Below are 25,042 nucleotides of genomic sequence, written 5' to 3' on the forward strand. Positions count from 1 at the left end.
CGCCGTTCTAACGAACGGCGGTCGACTTGACGCTGCGCGAGCCCCAGACGGACGATCTGCCTTTCAATCGTCGGGCATGGGCAAAAGCCCTATGCCCTCCTCTTTCAAGGCACCTCGCCACGCCTGGGACTCGCTCGCTGTCCAACCGTTCTCTACGCCGTTCTCTTGTTTGTTGCGTTTTTTATTTCTTCCCAAATTTGATTTTGATCGCACGCTTCAAAGCGTACTTGCCGAGGCTGGGGAGCTTTTGCTCGTATTTGACCATCGTGGAGCACTCGGGGCGGTCGCGATCCAGATGGATGGCGTCAAACGCGCACTTGGTGGTGCACAGGCCGCAGCCGATGCACTTGTTGGGGTCGACGATCGAGGCACCGCAGCCCAAGCAGCGAGCGGTCTCGGCGCGCACCTGCTCCTCGGTAAAGGTCTCGACGTACTCGCTAAAGGGCGCAGCCTTCTCGCGCTCGCGGTCGACACGTGCCACCTCGCGGCTTGCGTTGTCATAGCTCTCAATCACAACATCGTCGCGGTCAAGCGCGGTGTAGCGGCGCTGGTTGCGGCCGATGGTGAGCGTGGAGCCCGGCTGCACAAAGCGATGGATGGACACGGCGGCCTCGTGACCGGCGGCGATGGCGTCGATAGCAAAGCTGGGACCGGTGTAGACGTCGCCGCCCACAAAGATGTCGGGCTCGGCGGTCTGGTACGTCTGCGGATCGGCAAGGGCACCCTGGCTGCGGCCGAGCTCCACCTTGGAGCCAGCCAGCAGGTCGCCCCACACAATGGACTGGCCAATCGACATGACGACACGGTCGGCATCGACACGGCGCAAGTCGTTCTCGTCATACTCGGGCGCAAAACGGCCCTCGTCGTCAAAGACACGCGTGCAGCGCTTAAAGGTGATACCGCACACACGACCGGCCTCGTCCAGGTGAATCTCCTTGGGGCCCCAGCCGCAGCTAATGTGCGCGCCGTCCTCAATGGCCTCGCGACGCTCCTCCTCGCTGGCAGGCATCTTGACCTCGCTCTCCAGGCAGAACATCTCAACGTGCTCGGAACCCAGACGGCAGGCGTTGCGCGCGACATCGATGGCCACGTTGCCGCCGCCCACCACGATGGTGCGCCCGGGCAGCGCGTCGATCTTGCCGCTGTTGACCTCGCGCAAAAAGTCGACGGCCACGGTCACGTCCTCGGCATCCTCGCCCGGAATACCGGCAAGGCGGCCACCCTGGCAGCCAATGGCCACGTAAAAGGCTTTAAAGCCCTGCGCGCGAAGCTCGTCGAGCGTCACATCGCGACCGACCTCCACGCCATAGCGGAACTCGGCGCCCATCAGGCGAATGACCTCGACCTCGGCCTCGATAACGTCCTTCTGCAGCTTAAAGCTGGGAATGCCGTAGGTGAGCATGCCGCCCGGGCGCTCGTTTTTCTCGAACACGACGGGCTTGTAGCCCTTCTCGGCCAGATAGAAGGCGCAGGACAGACCGGCCGGACCGGCGCCGATGATGGCGATCTTCTGGTCGAAGCCGCCGGCACGCGTCGGGGTCACCACAGGTGGGACATAGCGAGTCGCGGCATCCAGATCGCGCTGGGCGATAAACTTCTTGACCTCGTCGATGGCCACGGCCTCGTCCACGCGACCGCGGGTGCAGGCATCCTCACAGCGGCGGTTGCACACACGGCCGCAGATAGCGGGCAACGGGTTCTCGCGCTTGATGAGCGCCAACGCCTCGTCATAGCGGCCCTGCGCCGCGAGCTTCAAATAGCCCTGAACGGCAACGTGCGCGGGGCAGGCCGTCTTGCAGGGAGCGGTGCCGGACTCATGCGTCTCGATACGGTTGTCGTTGCGGTAGTTGGGCGACCACTTGGTGTGGTCCCACTTGGTGGCATCGGGCAGCTCCTGGCGCGGATACTCGGGCACCTGTCCGCCAGCCTTTTTGCTACAGAGCTTCTGGCCCAGTTTGGCGGCGCCGGCCGGACACACCTCAACGCAGCGACCGCAGGCCACGCACTTGTCCTTCTCGACCTTGGCGACGTAGGCCGAGCGCGACAGGTTGGGCGTGTTGAACAGCTGCGAAGTGCGCAGGGCGTAGCACACGTTGACGTTGCAGTTGCAGATGGCGAAGATTTTGTTCTCACCGTCGATGTTGGTGATCTGGTGCACAAAGCCGTTGTCCTCGGCCTGGCGCAGGATGTCGTAGACCTCCTCGCGCGTCACATAATGGCCGCGGTCGGTCTCGACCACGTAGTCGGCCATATCGCCCACGGCGATGCACCAATCGGCCGGGTCGTCGGCGCAGCCCTCTCCCATCACGCGACGGCTCGCGCGGCAGCTGCAGGTGCTAGCGGCATACTTACCTTCGTATTTGTCGAGCCAATGCTCGATATGCTCGATCGGCACCGAGGTGCTCGCGGCATCGATGGCCTTCTCGACCGGAATGACATGCATGCCGATGCCGGCACCGCCGGGCGGCACCATCGGCGTGGCCTTGGACAGCGGGCCCTTGGATGCCTGCTCAAAAAACTTGGCGTAGACCGGGTGCTCCTCGAGCTGGCTCACGCGCATGTTGAGGAACTCGGCAGAACCCGGCACCAGCATGGGCAGCACCCACTGCTTGGCGCGCTCGGGGTTTTCCCAGTTGTACTCGAGCAGACCCGTGTAGCTCATGTCGTCGAGCATCTTCTCGATATCGGCTTCGGGCATGCCGGTGAGCTTGACCATCTCGGGCAGCGTATAGGGACGGCGCATCTTCATCTTGCAGAGCACTTCGGCCTGCTCGTCGGTTGCGGCCTCGGCAAACGACCAGTACTCGTAGCCCAGCAGCTCATCGCGATGCAGCAGGCGGTTGGTGCAGTGCTCGCACAGTTTGACGATGGCCTCGCGCGGATGCTCCGGCAGCGGCGGCACGAACTCCGAACCGATATCGGGCTCGGTGTAGCTAATTCCCGGTCCGTTGAGAATCATGGTTGTCCCTTCTCTTGCCACAGCCCGGCGAGGCCGCGGCACCCCTCTTCTTACGGGTTCGACATGCCCCCACGCCGTTCACCCGTTATTGTTGACATTGTGTCAAAAACAGTATTGACGAACCGTCAACAATATTCAAGACTGTTAGGCGAACGGTCGGGCCCGAACGGATGAAAGGCGGCAAACACATGAGCGATAACACGGCGAATATCTCTGTTGCCGACACCGTCCCCGCACCCGACAGCGCGGCAAAGCGCCTGACGGGCGACGAGCGCCGTCGCGAGATTCTCGCCGCCGTGCGCGACGTGAGCTCCGAGCTGGGCGTATCCCATCTTTCGGTATCGGCCGTGACCAAACGGGCCGGCTGCACGCGCTCACTGTTCTACCACTACTTTGCCGATATGGACGCCGCCGTCACCGCTGTTATGGACGAGGCGATCGACGGCTTTATCTCCGAGCTCGAGCAGTGGAACGCCAGCCGCACGGTTGGCGACATCGAAGGCGCGCTCGACACCGTCGCTCCACTCTTTAAGCGTCTGGTCGTGAGCGGCCACGAGCTGCCGAGCACGCTCACCTCGAGCAGCGGCGCGCTCTACGGCGGCTTTCTGCACAACGTGGTCCAGCGCGTGGCGCAATACATTTGCGACACCACCGTGGTGGACTTTGTCGCCCATCACGACCTGCGCATCGACCATGTTTACGAGACGTTCTACACCCTCATCATGGGACTGTTGATGTATATCCGCACGCACCCCGATGTGCCCGACGAGACGGTCAAGGAGATTATCGCCTCGACGCTCCACATCGAGGGCTACACCGCCAAGTATCCCGAGCGCAAGCCCAGGAACTGACGACATTTTGCCAAACTGCCCGCGACGGAAGAGGGGACGCGGGCGCATGAAAGGAGAGCAGCATGCTGTTCGATGTTTGGGGTAGCGATACCCTTATCCACTGGGTCGGCTGGGCGATGGTCTTTATCGGCCTGATCGTGCTCAACGAGGTCGGCCGCCGCACCAAGCTGGGCGCGGCAATCATCTTTGGCGTAGCTCCGCTTGCCATGACCATCTACTGCGTCGCCATCGCCATCGGTGTCTCACAGGGCGCCGAGTGGGCGCTCACCAACCCCACCCGTGTGTACCAGAACAGCTGGTTCCACTACGCCAAGGTATACGCGGCGCTGGCCGGTTGCTGGGGCTTCATTGCCATTAAGTATCAGTGGGGCAAGATCGGCAAGGCGCATTGGTTCCGCGCGTGGCCGTTTGTGATCGTTGCCATCAACATCATGATCGCCGTCGTATCCGACTTTGAGAGCGCCTATCACTTCTTTGTCCTGGGCGAGTCCACCTGGGTCACCTCCGAGGGCGCCACGCAGCTTGCCGGCTGGAACAACGTGTTCAACGGCATCGCCGGTATCATCAACATCTTCTGCATGACCGGTTGGTGGAGCGTCTACGCCTCCGAGGATCAGACTGACATGCTGTGGCCCGACATGACCTGGGTCTACATCATCGCCTACGACATCTGGAACTTCTGCTACACCTACAACTGCCTGCCCACCCACTCCTGGTTCTGCGGCTTTGCGCTGCTGCTGGCGCCCACCGTCGCCGCCTTTATCTGGAACAAGGGCGGCTGGATCCAGAACCGTGCCTTTACGCTGGCCATTTGGTGCATGTTTGCCCAGGTGTTCCCGTACTTCCAGGAGGAGTCCATCTTTGTGACCCACTCCACGCTCGACCCCGGCGCCGCTACCGCGGTCTCGATCGCTGCACTGATCGCCAACGTCGCCGCAATCATCTACATCGCCTACCGCGCCAAGAAGCTCGGCCGCAATCCCTACAAGCAGGATGTCTTTGAGGGCACCAGCGATTGGGAGAAGGCTACCGCTCGCCGCGCCAAGGTTGATTACGCGCACGCCGAGTAACGTGCCTGACGCAAACATCGTTTGAGCACGAAGCGGCGTAGCCGGCTCCGCGCAACTCAACGCATTGCAGAGCCCCCCGGAATGTGATTCGTTCGCGTTCCGGGGGCTTTTTGCTGCCGCGAGGATGCGGCTGAACGATGTGCTCGGGTTAAATCGGATCTTATATTTCGCATTCGCTTTATATGGCTCCATTTTTGGGTACAGTGTTGAGCCGATATTGCATTGGGGGATATATGAGCGATGAGATGTGTGGCCGCGAGGATGCGGCCCAGGATGCGGAAGCATGTGCCGAGGCCCTGGAGAGCCTTGACCGGATTGCGCTAGACGAGCTCTCGTTTAGCGATTCGGCCGTCGACACGCAGGACGAGGCGCACGAAGACAGCGACGCCAAAGACGCTCCTGACGAGGCCGAAGCCGAAGAGGACGATAGCAAGGACGATGACCAGCCGGAATCCGACTCGGGAGAAGAGACCGTCCTGCTTGGCAGCTTGCCTGCCGACGACTCGCTCACCCGCGAGCTTCCCGGCCTGGGCTCTGCGCCTGCCGTGGACGAGACCATCGCCATGGGCGATATTCCCCTACCGTCCGTTCCTTCGGCACGCGAGGCCGAGGTTCGCCATCGCAAGATGTCGCCCAAGCGCCGCAATCTAATGGTCGCCGGCGCTGTGGCCGTTGCGCTTGTCGCCGGCGGCGCAGGCTACGCAGCCTGGAACGGATACCGGCAAGAGCAGGCTGCCATCGCCGCCGCCAATGCCCACACGATGATGTCGGTGCAGATTGGTGTACATGCCGCGGGGCTCGACTGTTCCACCGGCTCCAAGATTCCCGTACAGGTGAGTGGCCAGGATTCTGACGGATCCTCCGTAAGCGAAACACTCTATGTTGACGAGCACGGCCGTGGCATCAAACTGCTACCCGGTGACTACACGCTCTCCGTTGCCGCCTCCCCCATCGCGTCCGACGGCACCGTCTATACCGTGCCGACCACCAAGGCGCAGGTCACGATCAAGAGCGACGGACAGGACCTAAGCAGCCAGGCCGCCTTTAAGCTCAAGGTGCCTTCGGCCGACACGGTAACCGACGACCAGATCGATGCCGCCGCCAAATATGCCGAGGAGGGAGGCGCGAGCTCCGCCGCCACCGCCAAGGTGCTCCAGCAGGCGGCAACCGCGCGGCGCGACGCCGCCGTCAATGCCGTGAGCGCGCAAAAGGCACAGGCGGCCCGTGATGCCGACGCCCGTCACAAGGCAACCGACCTCTACCAGCTCGATATCCCCGTCGAGTGGTACGGCAAGGTCGAGACTTGGCAAAATGGCAGCACGCTATGCATCTATCTTGCCGGCGACAGCGATACGCCGATTGTGACGCTCGTCGCAGTGCGCGAGGGCGAGAGCTTTACGCCCGATGAGGGCGATACGGTTTTGGGTGCGGCCAACCTAGGCAACGGTTATACCGTCTACGCCAGCGGCCCCGTCTATCCGTACGTGGTGCCCCAGACCATCAACGGACGGACACAGAATCCCGTGTCGACCTACCCCATGGACACGGCCATTGAGCTTGTCGAGCTTACGACCGGCAACCGCTATACCTATAGCCAGATCAAGAACGTACTGGTCGGCAAAGACGGCAAGGCCGACGCTGCCACCAAACTCGAGACCGACTATCTCGCCCAGATTCTCCTGCCGAGCATCAAGGCCCAGGACTAGCCTGGCGCAGCAAGGTGCTCCCCAACTGTGATGAAGGAGCCAGGAGGTCCTGACCCCACAGGTCCATAGATGATTAGGCAAGGAGCCACTTCCATGCGGGCATAACGTGTACCACACCGTGCTCGCATGGAATATCGGTCTGTTCATCCATGGTAACGATTGCCGACTCGCCAAGATCGAACTGGGCCATCGAGGCATCAAGCGCGGCAATTTCGCGCTCGCGCGTTTTCTCACTTGCCATATCCGCACTCACCTGAATCAGGCTATAAGCCCGCATGAGAAGCGCGTCCCCAGCCACAAAGTCCACCTCATGGCTTTTGCTCTTCTCTTTGATTAGCAGGCGGCAGACAGAGCCGGTCCTCACCGCGGGAGTCCTTCTTCTGAGCGCATTGAACACTGCGGTCTCGAGCCTCTGGCCCTGGTCCAATGCCGATGCGGGAGAGAATGCTCCAAACATCGCAGGGTCGACAGCGTAGACCTTAGACGCAGACCGCATGTTATTTGCCAGTGAACGCGTGAACTCCGGCACAGAAAATAACAGGTAGGCGTCCTCATAATACTCAAGTAAATCGCTGAGCGAATTACGACTGACGGGTATCTGTCTGCTCTTGAACTCGTTGTACACTTTGTTCACTGACAGCTCTCGTCCCGAAGATGCCATACACCGCGTCAAGAACAGCGATGCCAGGCGAGGGTTCTTAACGTCGTAACGTTCAACGACGTCCATGGCGACCGTTCGCGAAGCATATTCCTGTAGCAGCTGAATCGCGTCTGCAGGCGTCTGCTCAAGTGTCGCGATGAATCCCCCTTGTTCAAGATACCCGATCAGATGATGTCGAAGCAGCGCTGCATCGCTCGGGGAAAAGGTCGCATCTGGCTCGGGAACGCTCCCCGTCTTATATCGAACGTATTCCGAAAAACTCAACGGAAAAAGCTCTCGCACAAGAGAACGACCCCTGAACTCGCTCTTAAGTTCCGAGGACAGCATCTTAGAAGAAGATCCCGTCACATAGACGGTCGCTTTCTCCGTATCGACTACACGCCGCAGAAACGCACCCCATTCGGGAATTTCTTGGATCTCGTCAAAGAAAATGTAAGCGCCCTCGGTTCGAGCAGCAGGATACAGCGCATAGAACGTGTCGAGCACGTCCGCCAGCAGCGATGGCTCATACGGGCGCAAGCGCTCATCCTCAAAATTAAAGTAAAGCATCCGGTCAAGCTCGACGCCCCGGCCCCGAAGCCGCTGCATCTCCTGATACAGGCGATACGTCTTTCCACAACGGCGGGCCCCCACAACCACATTTACGATGTTGTCGCGCTTTGGCTCCTGTGGGTTTCCCAGATCAAGGTCTCGCTCAAAGACCTGTGGAACCCCCTGCTGTTCAAAGTCCTTTATTTTCTGGGCCACCAAGTCGTTGAATGCCATGATTCTCCAATCTTGCTTATATGCTAATCAAGATTATATCGATTCTTGATTAGCAGATAAGTAAGATTGTGTGAAGCTTGATTAGTAGTTAAGCAAGTTTTTCACTGTCGAATTGCCCGGGTGATCACATGCCTCGGATGGCTACAAAACAGTTGAGGGGTCAAATGCTCCCGTTAGAGCCGTGATAAAAATTAACTAGGAACATTTGGCCCCCTCAGTCCTGCAGGGTATTGTAAAGTGCGGGGCTAGATCAGGCCGAAGTGTTCCATGGCCTGGGCGACGCCGTCGTCTGCACAGGGGACCGCGACGTAGTCGGCGGCCTCGCGCACATGGGGTGCTGCCTGGCCCATCGCCACGGCAACGTCCGCGGTCTCAAAGAGAGACAGATCGTTCTCGGAATCACCGAAGGCAAAGACACGCGCCGGCGCCGCACCCGCCGCAGCAGTGAGCTCCGCGAGCAGGGCCCGGGCCCCAGCACCTTTGGACACCCCGGGCATGACGAGCTCGTGGCTCCCCTCGCCCACGTTGTAGTAGCCGAGCTCCTCCATCAAAAAGTCGCTCGCCCGGTAGGCCCCGTACGCCTCGTCGACAAAATCGACCTTGGCAAACCGCAGGTCGGGCTTGGTACTACGCATCTCCTCGAGGTCGCACGCCACAGGACCCCAGTTGTAGAGGCTCCCACCGCTCGCGTTGAGCTCCAGGCAGAGCTCCGTCCCCTCAAAAAAGGCGGGCATCCCCACGCGGAGCATCTCCGCTACCATGCGCTCGAGCACCGCGCGCGGAAAGCAACAGTCGAGGATAACCTTGCCGTCGAGCACCACGTGCGCTCCGTCGAGCGAAACATATCCGCGAAACGGGAGGTTGTTGAGCAGCTGGTCGATCCCCACCCGGGCGCGTCCAGTCGAGAGAATCGGAATGCCGCCGCGCTCGGCGAACTCCTCCACGGCGCGCACCACGCGCTCAGTGGGAAAGCTGCCGGGGCCCGTTACGGGATCGCGGCACACCAACGTCCCGTCAACGTCGAAAAACGCAACGACCGGACCCTTCTCTAAGCGCACCCCACCGGCGCTCACAGCTGCTCCCCATAGGACGCGAGCATCTGCTCGGTCCAACCCTTGGGCATCTGAGTCACGTAGCTCTCGTAGCTCGAACCACCATAGGTGTGGGCGGCGACAAAATAGCCCTGGTAATCGTTGGCGTAGCCGATGATCACCGGATGCTTGCCCGTCCCGTCGAACGCACCCTTGACGATGGCGCCTAGCTCGCTTGCAAGCTCGCCGGGGAAGGTCGTGAACACCACCGAGCCAAAGTCGAGCGTCGTCATCGCAACGGTGAAGTCCATCTCGTGGCGCTGGAGCTGCTGCTCGAGCATCTCCTTCTCGGTATCGGCGAGTTTCTTCTCGTCAAACGTGGGATTGTTGGCGAGCACCTCGAGCACCTCGTCAAGCTGCGCCTGGTACTGCGGGTAAAAGTCCTCGTTGTTGTAGTGGACATGGTGCTCAAACCGCGAAACCTTGGGCGCAGCGAGCTCAATGGGCTCAAAGGCGCCCTTCATGATCTCGCCCGCGATGCCGTTGCTCACGCGGCGGAGCTCCGCAAAGTCGTTGCCCTGGCGGAACTGTCGGTTGCCCAAATCGCCCGAGGCGCCGGTAAAGATATACGGCACGCAGCCGATCCAGTCCGCAAGCTTGTCGCGCACGCCTCCCTGCACGTCGGTCGTGAGCAGGCGGTTGGTGGGGCCGACCACCGTGGCATGGCAGTTGAAGTTGAGCATCGCGCCCAGCGTCTTGCCGCCCTCAGCCACAAAGCGCAGCACCAGGGCCTCATCGTCAAACGGCAGGTCGGCATCGTTGCGGTTGGAATACCAACCGCGTACGTGCCTCGTGAGCATCTCGGGCGCGGCGTCGACGAGCTCCTCATCCAAACCCGTCGCCGCCTGCAGCACCAGCCCCGTGACCAGCTCGACATAGCCGGGCGTGGTGGGGATGCCCATGGCGCCCGCGCCCTCAAAGCCGTTGGCGCACGAGTGCGAGTGGATGGAGTTGATCACGATGTTCTCGCTCGCGACCCCAAGCCCCGCGGCGAGGCCCTCGCGCATCGCGCGGGTCGTCTGGGCCGTGAGGATGCACACGTCGATCGATACAAAGAGCGACCGTGTGCCCTCGACCTCGAGCAGGAGCAGCGTCGCACGCGGCGTATCGTGCACGCCCGTCGCCGGCTGCTTGCGGATGGGATGGATATAGCCCTCCATCCAAAACGTGCCCGCGGGAGTGATATCGACAGATATGCTTGCAGCCTTCATGGCTCTCCTTTCAAAAAAGCCCGAGACGCACAGGGCGCCCCGGGCATGCAGTGCAGATATTGTTCGCTATGCGACCACGTAGCGGTACGTGTCGCCCATCGGCACAAACGTGGCCGGGATTTCGCTCGTCCCCAGAGCCTCGGGCAGCCAGTTGACCATGTACTCCATACCGGGCTCCTCCAGGTTGAAGTGCCCGATGGTGATGGCGCACCGGTTTTGGCCGAGCATGCCAGAGTCGCGGATGTACTCGCACGTGGTGAAATCGATGAACTCCATCGTCATAAGGCAGTCGTTGGCCTCGGCATCGGTGCGATTGATTTCGGCGGTATCGCTCTTGGCGTCGCCGGTCACATGCATCGGGACGCGAACGCTCTTGACGCGTGCGTGCGGGTCGCCGGTAATACGTGTGCCGTTGAGGCCGAGCTTGTGCACGAGCTCCTGCGCGAGCTCCGTGGCGTCTGTCTCGGGGATCTGGTACTCCAGGCAAAAGCCCTTGTCCTCGCCCATGCGGTAGTCGAGCCAGCCGAGCTTATCGGCCAGGCCGTAGAAGATGCCGTCTGCCAGAGCACCGTCCGCGTCGATGGGCACGCGCGAGTGGATATAGTCGTGGCAGCGCCAGACGGCACCGCCCCACTCGTCGAGCAGGGTCTTCTTGGCCTTGAACGTTACGGTATCGCCCACCACGTCCTGATGGTCGCCATGGTTCCAAAAAAGTGCCTCGTGGCTGATGATCAGGTTGGCGCCAAGCTCCTGAGCGCGGCGGATGATATCTGCCGTGGGCCAGATGCAGGTAACGATGCCCGTGCACTCGGTGTCGGTAGCGCCGTAGAGCACCTGGTCACGCGTAGTCGCGTCGTCGATTGCCTTGCCGGTAAACGAGTCCACGCCTGTCGAGAAGTCCTTGACGTGTTGGATAACCTCGCTGATGAGCATATGAATCTCCTTTTGGAACTAAATGACCAACCGCATGTGCCGTCTGAGCGGCAGATGCTACTCGTCGTCCTCGTCGTCCTCGACCTGGATGGTGTTGAGGAGTTTGATGGACTGCCCGGCCATGTCGATCGCGTTCTGGATACCCTCGGCCGTGAGCGGCGCAGGTGCCAGGCAGAGCTCCATCGCCAGGACCACATTGACGCCCGCCACCACAAAGACGTTGGGGGCCACGTAGGGCAGAAACTTCTGATTGACACTGCCTGCCAGGATGTCGGTCAAAACGAGCACCTCGTCGTCGGGAGAAATCGCGTCGAACACGGTCTCGACCTGCGGCTCGAGCGGCGTATCGTCCACGTACGCGCAGATCACGTGAAAGTCGCACTTGGCGCCCAGAAACTCCAGCGTATCGGCCAAGCCCTGAGCAAATTTATGGTGCGACGCAAGGATTACCTGCCTCATGAGCCAACTCCTTATGTAGTAGCGGGAGTGAACCCCGCTAAACAAACCGTTCCATGGCACCCGCCGCGCACAAGCGTGTAAGGAGACGTGCAGGGCGGGTGCGGTGGAACGGTTCGCTCAAATCAGATACGAACCGTAACACCGGGGCCGTGGGATGGCGCCCACAGCCCCGTCGGCGGTCGGGGGAAGCCACCGACGGAGGAAAAGTGAAGGAACTTAGGCGGCCAGGATACCGAAGGCGGCGCAGACGCAGCTCACGGCAAGGATACCAAGGATGATCCAGTTGAGCTTGACGCCCTTCTTGATCAGTTTGTAGACCACGACGGCCAAGAGCAGACCCAAGATGTTGGGGAAAATCTGGTCGAGCACGCCCTCCTGGATACCGAGCGAGATCTCGCCGTACTGGAACACGAGGGGCGTGGTGAGCTTGACGGAGCTGTAGATCAGCGAGCCGACCACGGTAAGGCCGAGGATGGAGGCGGCGTCGGTGAGGACGTTGAGCTTATCGCCCATCTTGGTCACCACGGAAGCGCCCGCCTTGTAGCCCTGGACGTAGTTCTGCATACGCCAGAAGTACAGGGCGGCCCAGACCGCCAGCCACAGGAGGATGCCAACGGGGCTTCCCTGCTGGGCCATATAGCCGGCGATGGAGCCGAGGATCGTCATCGGCAGGATCCAGATAAAGACGTCGCCGATACCGGAGATGGGGCCCATGAGGCCGACCTTGAGGTCGTTCTCGGCATGGATGCCGTTAAGGTGGCCCTTATCCTCCATGGCGAGGCCGGCACCGAGAAGCAGGCCCGAGACGGGAGGCGTGGCGTTGAACACGCAGTCGAGCTGGTTCAGGATCGCGGTGTTGAAGGCGTCCTCGTCGTTGCCGTAGATCTTGCGAAGCGCGTAGTAGGAGGCGAACATGGCGCACGGGGCGTTCTGCGTGGCGTAGGAGTACGAGACCGTATCCATCAGGCACATACGGCGCGAGCAGATCTTGAGGTCTTCGTCGGTAAGGACGGGCTCATAGGAGCCATCGGGGAGTTGTACGGGGGCTGGAGCCTCGTTGAAGTCCTTGAATTCCTTGGGCTTGAAGAAGTTACTCATCTTCGAGCTCGCCTCCATTCACGGTAGCGGCGGCCACGGGAGCGGCCTCAGACTTGTTGCGGAAGTACTCGATGGCCACGACAGCACCCAAGAGAGCGATGGGGAGCACGGAGAGGTTGAGGTAGGCAGCGAGGACATAGCCGGCGATAAGGAACGCGTAGAACTTGTTGACCGGCATGAAGGTGAGCAGGATCGCGAAACCGGTGACGGGCAGCACGCCTGCGGCGATGGAGAGACCGTCGGTGAACCACTGCGGCATGAAGGCGTTGATGGCCTCGACCGCCTGCTGGCCAAAGGCGAGCACGATGATCATGGGCAGAGCGCCCTGGAGGAAGAGCCACAAGTGCGAAAGGAAGCACGAGGCGAGCATCTTGTTGTACTCGCGCTTGACGGCATAGCCGCGAATGACCTTGAAGACCCAGGAGTTGTAGATCTTGAAGATGACGTCGAGCTGGACATAGAGCATGGCGACCACGACGCCGATCGCAAGGCCGACGGAGATGTCGCCGTTACCGGTGATGCAGGCCGTGACGGTCGCGACCATACCGGCCATGCCGTAGTCGGGGGCAGACGAGCCGCCCAAGCCCGCGGCGCCCATGGACATGAGCTGGATGGTGCCGCCGACGATGAGGCCCGTGTTGGGGTCGCCCAAGATGATACCGGCGAGCCAGCAGACGAGCGCGTGCATAAACGGGATCGCCTGGGTCGAATAGGCGTCGACCGCGCGGAATCCTGCCAAGAGGACGAGCAGGACAAACTGGAGCGCATTAACATCCATGTTTATCACCTTTCTTTACAGGGGAATGAACTCAGAGATGGGCACAGGCTTATCGGTGGTCATGTAGCGGACCTCGACCTTGGTGCCCGCGGCCGCGATCTTCTGGTAGACAGGGATGTCCTTCTCCAGAATGAAGGCGCGCCTGCCGGCCTGGACGCCCGGGGTGCCCTCGGGCGGGGTCTCCGTAAGCCCCAACGTGAGCACCGGGATCTTCTGCCCGGCCTCGATCAGATCTAGGAACGTCTGCGGGTCGCGCGCGATGGTAAACACCGTGTGGTTGTCGTACTTGCCGGCTTTGAAGTTGGTGAGGGCCTTCTCCTCGGTAATAATCGAGAGCGCCTGGCCCGAGGGCTTCGACAGCTTCATGGCCGCCTTGCGCACCTCATCGTTGGCCGTGGCGTCGTCGATGATCATCGTGCGCTGCGTGGCGTACGTGGGGCACCAGAAGCCCTGTACGATTCCGTGGAGCAGACGATAGTCGATTCGCCCTGCGACGATACTCATGTCCACCCTTCCTTTCCGTGTGCGGGCGCGGGCGCCCGCGTTTCTTTGAGAGGGCCGCCGCTGCAACCCTTGATCTCCTGCTGAAACCAAGATAGGCGGTCGCAGACCGGCGGGACGCGGCATCAAACAGAATCGACAGAGCGCCGCAAACCGCAACAGCCTTGCCACTCAAATGGACAAGATATTTGGTTTTCTCAACACTAGCCCTCGACACTCATCGCAACAGTGTCGAGGGCTTTACCAGGTTTGTGTCGGCTGTTCTACTCGTCTTCGAGAATCATGCCCGCTATCTCGACTTTCTTTTGCGCATCGGCCATGCTCACATGCAGCATGTGGTGCACGTATGCAATCTCCGACACAGGTATCTCGACACGGTAGCGTCGCGTCATGTCGATAAAGGCCTCGCGGAAGTTCTCGATAAAGTCCGCATGGTCGCGCTCAAAGGCCTCGGTGTCGGGGGCGGAGTCAACAAAATTCTTGGTCACCAGGCGCTCGATAAGACCGCACAGGTGCACGTAGACACCGATCTTGCGGCGCGCGTCGATATCCTCGCCCTGCAGCTCCGCCAAGCGCTTGACCGCGCGGTCGGCCTCGATGTAGAGCATCTCGGGGTTAAGGATCGTAATGGACTCGATCACGTTGCGAAGGGTCAGGTTGCGCAGGAGGTTGGCATGGAACTCCTGGACGCTCTCGGGGTCCACGAGCGGGAAGAGCGCCCGGTCGAGCGCGTCGGAGCTTCCCTCGTAGAGAATGTCCTCGAGCCCCACAAACGGCACCGACACGATGCCCGGGTCCATGGTGCCCACGACGGCGCGCACGCGGTAGTCGCTAAAGACCGGGGCGCCGTCGCCCTTTTGGGCGAGCATGGGGTAGTCGCAGGTCACGAGCTGCACCTCGGGCGTGCCGGGGAGGCTGTTCTGCACGATCTGGCGGATCTTGTCGGCTGCCTCGATACCCGACTCCGAGCAAAACGCCACGGCGTCGTTTTCGACCGAACCCCTCACCACGCTGTAGCTGGGCGCGAGCCCCGCCGAGGCGTGGGCGAGCACCTCGTCCAGATCGGCGTGGGCGATGAGCGCGCTTCCCACCTCGAGGGCAAGGCCGGTCGACACGTTGTTGACGATGTGGATGTCGCACGTCGTGAGCCCTGTAATGGCGTCGTTGATCTTTTCGAGCGAACCCATGTCCACCAGGATCGCCACCGTCTTGCAGTGCGAGTAGCGCGCGAGCAGGCGCGAGAGCTGCCCCACGATCTCGGTGACCTCCTGGTCGTAGGTCATGTCGATGGCCTCGAAGACATGCGTTCGCAGGATGCGGTCGGCGGCGTCGGCGATGCTCGTGGCGGTGGAATAGCCGTGGCACACCACCACGCCCAGGTAGTCGCGCGGGCCTCCCGTGGCGCGCAGGGCGTCCCCCACCTCGATAAAGAGCACCGTGCGTGAGAGCGCATCGAGCTCCATGCCGAGGGCTGTCTTGGTCTTGGCGGCGATTTCCTCCACAACGGTCGCCGTGCCGGGTTGGTTCTTCTCCAAAAGCGTCAGAGTCCGCTCCACGGCGTCCGCATTGGCGATCCGCCACTTGCTCAGGCCCGCACCGCCCCAGAGCTGCGTAAAGAGCGACTGCGCGATGGAGCGCGAGATCTTGCGCGTAAGCTCGATGCCGTAGGCGTGGTTCACCTGCTCGATCACGGGCGCGACCATCTTCTCGTAGGCGCCCACGCGCGGGTTGACGCTCTTGTTCTCAAAGTCGAAGTTCATGTAGTCGTCGTAGGCACGCACCGCCATGGTCGCGCTGGTAAAGAACTCGGTGAAGCTCACCTGACCGCGCTCGAGTGCCTCAACGGGGTCGACAATCTTTTGGAAAAAGCCCGTCACGCGCACGGACGGGTCGTTGACATCCTTGTCGCCGCTCACGAGCTGGTCGTCGTCGGGCTCGGGCGCCGTCTTGCCCAGCACGCTGGAGGGCAGATTGTAGGTCTGGATGGTGAGCGTCTCGTTCTCGCGGTTGAGATAGGCGCCCGCGCAGCAGTTGGTGATACATGAGCGGAGGCCGTCGATGTTGTCCTTGAAGTCGGCGTCGACGAGGGCGCGCAGGGCGCCGCGGCTTACCGCGATGTCGGCACCCACGCGACGGCCCTCGACGCGCAGGTAGTGCATCACAAAGAGCGTGCGCTCCTCGACGCTGCGCTCCGCCAGGCGCGGGAGCGTGACGGTGATGGGCACAAAGCGCGCGATACCCTTGACGATATCGCTGTCGGCAGGCAGGGCGGACGAGAGCAAGAAGCGGGCGGGAGGCACGTCCGACGTGCCGCGCGCGGTCTCGCCCGTAGGGTCGCCGGCACCGATGCGTTGCAGGATACGTTCACGCGCCACGCGGGGCAAGTGGTCGTAGCCGCTCAGGTAGATCACGCCGCCGTTGGCCTCTTTGACCGCACCACCAAAGCCGTCCGCACCAAAGATCTCGTACTCGACCTCTGTCGCCTCGACGGGTCGTTTGCAGTCGATGCGCACGTAGCGGGCCTGCGTCGGCAGAATCCCCGCATTGACGCCGTACTCAAAAGTGAGCTCGCTCATCATGCGCTTGCCCGTCCCCGGCTCGCCGATCAAAAGCGCCGGGAGCCCATGTGGCGGATAGCGGATGGCGCTCTTGAGGTGGTCGACGCATGTCCCGTACGTAAGGTCGAAGCCGATGGCCTTGTCAAAGTCCTCTTCTTCGTCGATGCCCGCAGCACCCAGCAGCTCGTCTATCGAGGCATATTCGGATTTATCGAACGCATGCCTAAAGTAGCGTTCGACGGAGTGGCGATGGAAATAGAGCACCGGGCGGGCGTTGACCTTGATAACGTCGCCCTGACGAACGAGCTCGTTAAGATACTGGCTCGCCAGACTGCGGCTCACATGGCATTCGCTCGCGATCTTAGCCGTCGTGAAGTTGTCGATGTTGCACAGGTTAAGGTCGCGCGTCATCTTGTCGAGCGTCTTGAGAATCTCGGTTTTGGTGTCGTACGTAATCACGGCGCTGCCCCTTTTGCTCTTAGGTCACTTGGGGCGATTGTAGCCAAGGGAGGCGGTGCTATACAAATAAAATGGCTCTGTTAGACTGGGATTGACATGAAGTATTGATAGGCAACGTTCCCATAGAACGCAAAACTCCACGGGGGTGTTGTCTATTGTCGCCTCATGTCAATTCCGGTCTAGCAGAGTCTTAAAAGATCATTAGGTACAGAGAGATTTAAAAATCCCCGTCCTGGAAAAATCATCTGTTGCCGAACATCAAAGGCCAGGGCTAGCGGCTCCTATTAGATGCTGGCTCACATAGCAGCCCAAGTAGCTAAAAGAGCCCCGTCCCAAATGAGTTCGTTAGCGCCAGGGATCGGCTTCGAACAGCGGCTCACGCTCGGGGCGGCGATCGCTGTAGGGATCGTAGCCGTCGTCGTCCTCGTTCTCGGCACGGATGTAGGGGTCGCGCGGCTTGGGTGCCGGTTTGGACGTGGGCTTGGGCGCCGGCGCGCTTGTCTTGATCTCGCCTTTCATCTGCATAGCTCCTTGCATCGCATCCGTTCAACATTATCGATTGTCGCACGAAAAAGGGCGGCGGACCCAATTGGATCCGCCGCCCTTGGCGTTTAGAGACGGCTGGCAGATTTTAAGGCATGTCCCATAAATCTACTCAGCGTCGGGGACCTCGTAGGTAGCAGACGGCGTGTTGTCGCACACGACGGTAAAGCCGCCGTCCTTGTCGGCATCGACCGTCACCTGATCGCCCTCGCACACCGTACCGTCGATGATGGCGGCGGCGATGGCGTCCACGACCTCGCGCTGGACCAGGCGCTTGAGCGGACGGGCACCGAACACGGGGTCCAGGCCACCCACGGCGAGCATCTGCTTGGCCGCCGGGGTGATGGCAAGCGTCATGCGCTCCTTGGCCAGACGCGCGCGGACGTCGGCAAGCTGGATGTCGACGATCTTCTCGATCTGCGCCATGCCGAGCGGATGGAACACCACGATATCGTCGATACGGTTGAGGAACTCGGGGCGGAAGGTCTGAGCCATGGCGGCGTCGACCTGATGGCGCATCTCCTCCTCGTCCTTACCGGACAGATCGGCGATGGCCTTGGAGCCCACGTTAGACGTCATGATGATGATCGTGTTCTTGAAGGACACCTGGCGACCCTGGCCATCGGTCAGACGGCCGTCATCAAGCACCTGCAGCAGCACGTTAAAGACATCCGGATGAGCCTTCTCCATCTCGTCGAGCAAAATCACGGAGTACGGACGACGGCGCACGGCCTCGGTAAGCTGGCCGCCCTCGTCGTAACCCACGTATCCCGGAGGCGCACCGATCAGACGTTGGACGCTGAACTTCTCCATGTACTCGGACATGTCGATACGCACGAGCGCACGCTCGTCATCGAACAGGCACTCGGCAAGCGCCTTGGCGAGCTCGGTCTTGCCCACGCCGGTGGGGCCCAGGAAGAAGAAGCTGCCGATGGGCTTGTCCGGATCGGAGAGGCCCGCACGGCTGCGACGCACGGCCGCGGCGACAGCGGAGACCGCCTCGTCCTGGCCGATGACGCGCTTATGCAGCTCGCCCTCCAAGCCCTTCAGCTTGTCGAGCTCGCCCTGCATCATCTTGGAGACGGGCACGCCGGTCCAAGCGCTCACGACCTCAGCGATCTCATCGGAGGTCACCTGTTCGTTGAGGCCTTCGCCGTCCTGCTGCTTTTGCGCCTCGAGCGCAGCCTCGGAATCCTGAATCTGCTGCTGCAGGCCCGGAATCACGGAGTAGCGCAGCTCGGACGCACGGCCCAGGTCGCCGTTGCGCGTCGCACGCTCCTCTTCGCTCTTGGCCTCGTCGAGCTGCCCCTTGAGCTCCTGCACGTGGTCGATAGCGTTCTTCTGGTTGAGCCAGCCGGCCTTTTGCACGTTGAGCTTTTCTTGGACCTCAGCGATCTCTTGGCGCAGAGCCTCCAGACGCTCCTTGGAGGCCTCGTCGGTCTCCTTCATGAGCGCCTGTTCCTCAATCTGCAGCTGGGTGAGCTGACGCGTGGTGGCATCGATCTCGACCGGCATGCTGTCGAGCTCCATGCGCAGGCGGCTTGCCGCCTCATCGACCAGGTCGATGGCCTTGTCGGGCAGGAAGCGGTCGGCGATGTAGCGATCGGAGAGGTCGGCAGCTGCCACGAGCGCGCTATCGGTGATATGCACGCCGTGGAAGATCTCGTACTTCTCCTTGAGGCCACGCAGGATCGAGATGGTGTCCTCGACGGTAGGCTCGCTCACCATAACGGTCTGGAAGCGACGGGCGAGCGCCGCGTCCTTCTCGATGTACTTACGGTACTCGTCGAGCGTGGTCGCGCCGATCGCATGCAGGTCGCCACGGGCGAGCGCAGGCTTGAGGATGTTGCCGGCGTCCATGGAGCCCTCGGTGGCACCCGCGCCCACGATGGTGTGGAGCTCATCGATGAACAGGATGACCTTACCTTCCGATTTTTGCACTTCCTTGAGCACGGCCTTCAAGCGGTCCTCGAACTCGCCGCGGTACTTGGCGCCGGCGACCAGCGCGCTCATGTCGAGCTCGATGAGGTCGCGATCGCGCAGCGTGCTCGGCACGTCGCCGGCCACGATACGCTGGGCGATGCCCTCGACGATGGCCGTCTTGCCGACGCCCGGCTCGCCGATGAGCACAGGGTTGTTCTTGGTGCGGCGGGACAGGACCTGGATGGTGCGGCGAATCTCATCGGTACGGCCGATGACCGGGTCGAGCTTGCCGGCGCGGGCGAGGTCGCAGATGTTGCGACCGTACTGCTCCAGCGCCTCAAACTGCGCCTTGTCCTCGGCAGACGTCACGCGGTCATCGCCGCGCAACTCCTCGTAGACTTGCTCGATGCGCTCCTTGGTCACGCCGGCGTCACGCAGAACGCGGCCGGCCTCGCCCTTGTCCTCGGCAAGTGCCATCAGCAGATGCTCGGTCACCACAAAGCTGTCGCCCATCTTGGTGGCCTTCTTCTCGGCCTTTTCGATGACGCGGACGAGCTCGTTGGACAGGCCCATCTGCTGACCCTCGCCCGACACCTTGGGCGCATGGTCGATGGCATCTTGTGTGGAGCGTGCAAGCTGGGCCGGGTCGGCGCCGATGCGCTCGATGATCACGGAGATATTGCGCTCGCCGGCACCGAGCAGGGCAGACAGCAGGTGAATCGGCTCCACCGCGCCGGCCTGCGCGTCGGCGGCCGTGCTCATGGCGGTCTGCAGCGCCTCGCGCGACGTCATTGCTAGCTTATCGATTCTCATGGAATCACCTCTCTTGGGGCGGCCGCCCTACGGGGCGGCTTCACGTTGTTCGAGAAGTATTGTTGCCAGCTTTGTACGATCTTATACACAAATCTAAGTCTCTATATATAAGATTTTCTGAGTGATTGATGGATAGGGTACTGAGATGTCAGCCCGTCGCTGCCCAGGCGCACTACCATCTCGATCTATAACATCTAGCAGCCATTTTTGATCCTAGATGTTACAGATCGAGACAGACCGAAAACCACCACAAAGAGGACAGGCACCTTTGTGGTGGTCGCGGTCTCTACTCCTTCGCCGAACCCGTACTTCCCGATTCGACGGTCCAGGGCATCTCATCCTCGAACAGCCATGTACGGGCAGACCCACTATCGCGTGCAGTCTGCGGGTCAGGCAAGCAGGTCTGTTTATAGGCATCTTGGATACACTGACCCATAAAATCGTTGAGCTCGGTCTGGTCGCCCTCCATGACATAGGCGACATCGCCGTCCATGATGTAGATGCCCGGCCCCTCATTGCCCTCGTAGCCCGGATCGTACGAGACATCACATAACTTTGCGCCGTTTGCAGTGTCCAGCTCGATGGAAGAGTGGCATCCGCCAACCATGTCGTTCGCTTTTGCCCGATAGGACGCATATCCATACCAGCGCTTAAAGGTTTTGCCCTTGAGCAGCTCGGACGCCCTGTCGATCAGACTAGAATCCGTGGTATAGCGCATAGCCCCAAGCTGAATATGTGGATAATTACTAATGCCCAGCGCAGCCGGTTGCTCATCAAAATCAACGGTAATGGTCTCGGGCTTGTCGTCGCCGGTCAGAAGTTCGACAGATTGAGTCACAGGCTTGACCACCGGCTCCGTCACCGCAGCAGGTAGAAACGCCATGCCGACAGTGCCCACGCCAACCACGGCAATCGCAAGCGCCAAAACAATCAATCCAATACGGGCAGGACTTCTCACAGCAAAGCACCTCGCAACGCAAACCTTCGCTACCTGCACTAATGATATCGCCAGCCAGCACTATTACCAAAAGAAGCCGCGCGCTCCTCACCACCACAAAGGGGACAGGCACCTTTGTGGTGGTTTTAGACGCTAACGGTCGACCATCTCGCGCCATGAGATTAAACTTGAATTGTTCTCTGAACATATCTATTTCTGCCTATCCTCAACAGATCTTTGTCTCGAGGAGCGCATATGAAGCCGCCTCATTCCACCGGTCGCAACGTCATCGCCATTCTCGCCATACCCATCGTGATGCTCTTCCTTATCGTCATCACGCCCTTTTCCCTTGGTATCACCTCGCCCTTCGATTTATGCGGAATGGTCGACGCCGGCTCACGTGCCACCTCGCTCTCCTTTATCTGTCGCGGCGTGTTTTACGAAGATGGAATTCCCACCGGAATTTGGCAGTCAAAGTTGCCACTGCTCGGTCAGATCGACGGATGCTCCCCCTATTTCTGCCTTGGACCTCAGGCGCTAAACTATCTAATCGACGACCAGCCACTCGACTCCATCACCCTCGCCTACGACTACGCACCAAACACCGATGAGCGCCACATGAACCAAGTCCTCGACAAGATGCTTGGACAGTGCGGGCTCACCGAGGAGGCCGGTCGAACCATCTATAGCAACCAGAAATTAAAGCGAACAGAACTCCGCCGTGTCGGAAAAATCAAAGGGCGAAACGGGGCCGCCTACTGGGATGCCTGGGCAACACGCGACAAGGGCGAATTCGGACACAGCACCTATATGGTCACTGTCTACACCAAAGACGGAATTAAGGACAATGTTGACGATTTCGCGTCCTCCAAACTCGGCATCCCCAAAACAACCAAACCCGCCAACCCGGATGAAATCCTGTAGAGGCGCTTATTGGAATGTCGCTCAACGTGCACACCGACATTGAGCTCACCCCCACCACCACAAAGGTGCCTGACCCCAATGTGGTGGGTTTCGACAAAAAGAAGCCGCCCCAATAAAAGAGGCGGCATCAAGCAAGTCTATTTATTAGCATCCCTCAAGACCCAACGAGAACGCAGAAATGTAGCCCGGGGCCACCCTTTGCCGAACGCGACCCTCGCGAAGCGCGTGAGCGGGCGGGAAAGGGTGGCCCCGGGCGGACAATTAAGTGCGTTACTCGGCAGCGGCCTTGAACTTGTTGTAGTTGATCAGGCAGCCGGCCTTGACGATGGCACGCTCCTCGGCCGTCATATCGGCAATGTAAAGCTCAATCTGCTCGACCGCACCATCGGCGCGCACCACGTAGGCGGCGATGTTCTTGAGGTCGCCATCGAGCGCGGCACGGATGCCCGGCACAAAGACGTAGTCGCCCACCTCAAAGTTGGGCTCGGCCTCCATCTGGAAGGGCACCATGCCCCAGTTCATGACGTTGGAGCGATAGCGCTTGGTGGCGTACTCGTGAACGATGTTGGCCAGGCCGCCAATTACGCGCTGGCAGCTCGCGGCCTGCTCGCGGGCGGAACCGTCACCGGGCTTCTTGGCATAGAGCATGGAGCCAAACTCGGTCGCCTTGGCATCGGCCGCGACGCCCGCGCCGGTCAGCGCCTCAAACACACCGGCAAGCTCGGCATTGAGCGCCGCCAGGTCGCCCGTGGCCTCGCCGGCCACGCGGCGCTTCTCCACGGCGTCGACCTCCTTGGAGCGACCCACGTAGGCCGGATCGCGGCGGCTCAGCGTAAACTCGGCCAGACCCAGCGGGTTGGAGCGGAAGGAACTCGTCTCGCCCGAGGGAATGAGCTCGTCGGTCGTGGTGACCGGGTCCATGATCTTGGAGCACACCTTAAGCAGGATGTCGTCGCCGAGCGGCTCCATCGCGGGCCACGGCTTGATGTTGGGACCCTCGACCAGCTCGTCTGCCGGCTCGGCCTTGCCAAAGCCCCAGTACACGCGCTTCTTGTAGGGAGCGTCGTCAAAGGTGTACTCGCAGGCCTCGTCCCAAGTCTCCTCGGGCAGGTCGGTCGCCGGCGTCAGGACGCCGCCGTTGGCAGCCGTCGCCGCGATGGAGCGGGCGTCCATCAGAGCCACAGCGCTCAGCTGGCCATTACCCGGCTTGGAACCCTCGCGGTTGGGGAAATTGCGCGTGGTGTGGCGGATGGACAGGCCGTTGTTGGCAGGCGTGTCGCCGGCGCCAAAGCACGGGCCGCAGAACGCCGTGCGCACGATCGCGCCGGCCTCCATAAGGTCGTAGATATAGCCGCGACGCGTGAGTTCGAGCGCCACGGGCTGGCTCGTGGGATAGACCGACAGCGAGAACTCGCCGCAGCCGGTGTTGGCGCCCTTGAGCACGCGGGCAGCCTGGACCACGGAGTCGTAGTTGCCGCCCGAGCAGCCGGCGATAACGCCCTGCTGCACGTGCAGTTTGCCGTCGACGATCTTGTCGAGCAGGCTAAAGTGCGTCTTACCCTCGCCGATCTTGGCGGCCTCGAGCTCCACCTCGTGAAGGATGTCCTCGAGGTTCTCATTGAGCTCGTCGATCTCAAAGCCGTTGGAAGGATGGAACGGCAGCGCGATCATGGGCTTGATGCTCGACAAGTCGACCTCGACGCAGCCGTCGTAGTAGGCGACATCGGCGGGCTTGAGCTCGCGGTAGTCGTCGCCGCGGCCGTGCATGGTCAGGAATGCGTGCGTGTCCTCGTCGGTGGCCCAGATGCTCGACAGGCAGGTGGTCTCGGTGGTCATGACGTCGACGCCGTTGCGGTAGTCGGTCGTCATGCTCGAGATGCCGGGGCCCACGAACTCCATGACCTTGTTCTTAACGTAGCCCTTGGCAAAGACGGCGCGGATGATGGCGAGCGCCACGTCGTGCGGGCCGACGCCGGGGCGCGGGGCACCCGTGAGGTAGATGGCAACGACGCCGGGATAGGCGACATCGTAGGTGTCGCGCAGCAACTGCTTGGCCAGCTCGCCGCCGCCCTCACCCACGGCCATGGTGCCTAGGGCGCCGTAGCGGGTGTGCGAGTCGGAACCCAGGATCATCTTGCCGCAACCGGCAAAGTTCTCACGCATAAAGGAGTGGATAACGGCGATGTGCGGCGGGACGAAGATGCCGCCGTACTTCTTGGCCGCGGAGAGGCCAAAGACGTGGTCGTCCTCGTTGATGGTGCCGCCCACGGCGCACAGCGAGTTATGGCAGTTGGTGAGCACGTAGGGCAGCGGGAACTGCTCCATGCCCGAGGCACGCGCCGTCTGGATGATGCCGACAAAGGTGATATCGTGGCTCGCCATGGCGTCGAAGCGAATCTTGAGCGCCTCGGGGTCGCCGGACGTATTGTGTGCCTGAAGGATCGAATACGCGATGGTGCCACGCTTGGCATCCTCGGGCGTCTGCGTAATACCGCGCTCAGCAGCCTCGGCCGCAGGCACAACCTCGCTGCCACGGCGCAGGTAGATGCCGTCCTCGTACAGCTTGACCATACTGTCTCCCACTCTGCCCAAACAATTTGGGCGCATAGCATACATTCGTTCAATATCGTGCCATAGAACGGTTGCCAGCGGGTTACGAATCTGTACGTTCACTTTATCTCAGTAAAGCAAAGAACGAGTTGGGTGCCGGGGGCAGACTTAGACGCCGAAATGACGAGAATGGATAATCTCCCACTTTGAGCCTGCAAACAGGCCAAAAACGGGAGATTATCCACTCTCATT

The 25,042-nt window shown here is 61.1% G+C and carries 18 protein-coding genes; 4 read left to right on the plus strand and 14 right to left on the minus strand.

The features are described 5' to 3' along the window. Positions 1-181: 181 nt before the first annotated feature. A complete protein-coding gene (locus DW661_RS04080; RefSeq protein WP_199584847.1) occupies positions 182-2,959 on the minus strand; it encodes an FAD-dependent oxidoreductase in 2,778 nt (925 codons plus the stop codon). A gap of 188 nt (positions 2,960-3,147) precedes the next feature. Here DW661_RS04080 and DW661_RS04085 point away from each other — a divergent pair, with 188 nt between their 5' ends. The 3 genes from DW661_RS04085 to DW661_RS04095 all read left to right on the plus strand — a co-directional run bounded on the left by DW661_RS04085 (position 3,148) and on the right by DW661_RS04095 (position 6,586). Next, positions 3,148-3,810, plus strand: a complete 663-nt coding sequence (locus DW661_RS04085) for a TetR/AcrR family transcriptional regulator (RefSeq protein ID WP_118934748.1) — start codon at positions 3,148-3,150, stop codon at positions 3,808-3,810. A gap of 62 nt (positions 3,811-3,872) precedes the next feature. Next, positions 3,873-4,880 (plus strand): DUF5692 family protein, encoded by a 1,008-nt coding sequence (locus tag DW661_RS04090; RefSeq protein WP_118934750.1) that lies wholly within the window; start codon positions 3,873-3,875, stop codon positions 4,878-4,880. Positions 4,881-5,113: 233 nt separating this feature from the next. Continuing rightward, on the plus strand, positions 5,114-6,586 hold the full coding sequence (locus DW661_RS04095) for a hypothetical protein (protein ID WP_118934752.1): 1,473 nt from the start codon (positions 5,114-5,116) through the stop codon (positions 6,584-6,586). Between the two features lie 73 nt (positions 6,587-6,659). On the opposite strand, the gene DW661_RS04100 is transcribed toward DW661_RS04095, so the two are convergent. The 12 genes from DW661_RS04100 to DW661_RS04155 form a co-directional block, all read right to left on the minus strand. Continuing rightward, the gene (locus DW661_RS04100; RefSeq protein WP_117759088.1) at positions 6,660-8,012 is read right to left on the minus strand and encodes an ATP-binding protein; all 1,353 of its coding nucleotides are present in this window, start codon (positions 8,010-8,012) and stop codon (positions 6,660-6,662) included. Between the two features lie 245 nt (positions 8,013-8,257). Then, on the minus strand, positions 8,258-9,085 hold the full coding sequence (locus tag DW661_RS04105; RefSeq protein WP_158561639.1) for an HAD family hydrolase: 828 nt from the start codon (positions 9,083-9,085) through the stop codon (positions 8,258-8,260). Further along, positions 9,082-10,314 carry a neutral/alkaline non-lysosomal ceramidase N-terminal domain-containing protein gene (locus DW661_RS04110; RefSeq protein ID WP_117759092.1) on the minus strand — a complete coding sequence of 411 codons (1,233 nt, stop codon included), beginning with the start codon at positions 10,312-10,314 and terminating at the stop codon, positions 9,082-9,084. The genes DW661_RS04105 and DW661_RS04110 overlap by 4 nt, the downstream gene beginning before the upstream one ends. Before the next feature lie 66 nt (positions 10,315-10,380). Next, positions 10,381-11,247 carry a Nif3-like dinuclear metal center hexameric protein gene (locus DW661_RS04115; protein WP_089573283.1) on the minus strand — a complete coding sequence of 289 codons (867 nt, stop codon included), beginning with the start codon at positions 11,245-11,247 and terminating at the stop codon, positions 10,381-10,383. Between the two features lie 57 nt (positions 11,248-11,304). Next, positions 11,305-11,706 (minus strand): PTS sugar transporter subunit IIA, encoded by a 402-nt coding sequence (locus DW661_RS04120; RefSeq protein ID WP_117759094.1) that lies wholly within the window; start codon positions 11,704-11,706, stop codon positions 11,305-11,307. Between the two features lie 216 nt (positions 11,707-11,922). Then, positions 11,923-12,804, minus strand: coding sequence for a PTS system mannose/fructose/sorbose family transporter subunit IID (locus tag DW661_RS04125; protein WP_158561640.1), 882 nt, complete (start codon positions 12,802-12,804; stop codon positions 11,923-11,925). Continuing rightward, the gene (locus tag DW661_RS04130; protein ID WP_089573286.1) at positions 12,797-13,582 is read right to left on the minus strand and encodes a PTS sugar transporter subunit IIC; all 786 of its coding nucleotides are present in this window, start codon (positions 13,580-13,582) and stop codon (positions 12,797-12,799) included. The genes DW661_RS04125 and DW661_RS04130 overlap by 8 nt, the downstream gene beginning before the upstream one ends. Before the next feature lie 15 nt (positions 13,583-13,597). Next, the gene (locus DW661_RS04135) at positions 13,598-14,086 is read right to left on the minus strand and encodes a PTS sugar transporter subunit IIB (RefSeq protein ID WP_117759098.1); all 489 of its coding nucleotides are present in this window, start codon (positions 14,084-14,086) and stop codon (positions 13,598-13,600) included. 260 nt (positions 14,087-14,346) lie between these two features. After that, positions 14,347-17,100, minus strand: coding sequence for a PRD domain-containing protein (locus tag DW661_RS04140; RefSeq protein ID WP_117759100.1), 2,754 nt, complete (start codon positions 17,098-17,100; stop codon positions 14,347-14,349). A 345-nt stretch (positions 17,101-17,445) separates the two neighbouring features. Further along, positions 17,446-17,619 carry a hypothetical protein gene (locus DW661_RS04145; protein WP_231501577.1) on the minus strand — a complete coding sequence of 58 codons (174 nt, stop codon included), beginning with the start codon at positions 17,617-17,619 and terminating at the stop codon, positions 17,446-17,448. A 132-nt stretch (positions 17,620-17,751) separates the two neighbouring features. Continuing rightward, positions 17,752-20,379, minus strand: a complete 2,628-nt coding sequence (gene clpB / locus DW661_RS04150; RefSeq protein WP_118934754.1) for an ATP-dependent chaperone ClpB — start codon at positions 20,377-20,379, stop codon at positions 17,752-17,754. Positions 20,380-20,665: 286 nt separating this feature from the next. Beyond that, positions 20,666-21,337 carry a hypothetical protein gene (locus DW661_RS04155; protein WP_147325196.1) on the minus strand — a complete coding sequence of 224 codons (672 nt, stop codon included), beginning with the start codon at positions 21,335-21,337 and terminating at the stop codon, positions 20,666-20,668. A 234-nt stretch (positions 21,338-21,571) separates the two neighbouring features. Between DW661_RS04155 and DW661_RS04160 the strand changes: the two genes are divergently transcribed. After that, complete coding sequence (locus DW661_RS04160; protein ID WP_117640733.1) at positions 21,572-22,240, plus strand: hypothetical protein; 669 nt, start codon at positions 21,572-21,574, stop codon at positions 22,238-22,240. A gap of 270 nt (positions 22,241-22,510) precedes the next feature. On the opposite strand, the gene DW661_RS04165 is transcribed toward DW661_RS04160, so the two are convergent. Continuing rightward, on the minus strand, positions 22,511-24,811 hold the full coding sequence (locus DW661_RS04165) for a hydratase (protein ID WP_118934756.1): 2,301 nt from the start codon (positions 24,809-24,811) through the stop codon (positions 22,511-22,513). Positions 24,812-25,042 lie beyond the last annotated feature (231 nt).

The sequence above is a fragment of the Collinsella sp. AM24-1 genome, assembly GCF_003470325.1.
Classification (GTDB): domain Bacteria; phylum Actinomycetota; class Coriobacteriia; order Coriobacteriales; family Coriobacteriaceae; genus Collinsella.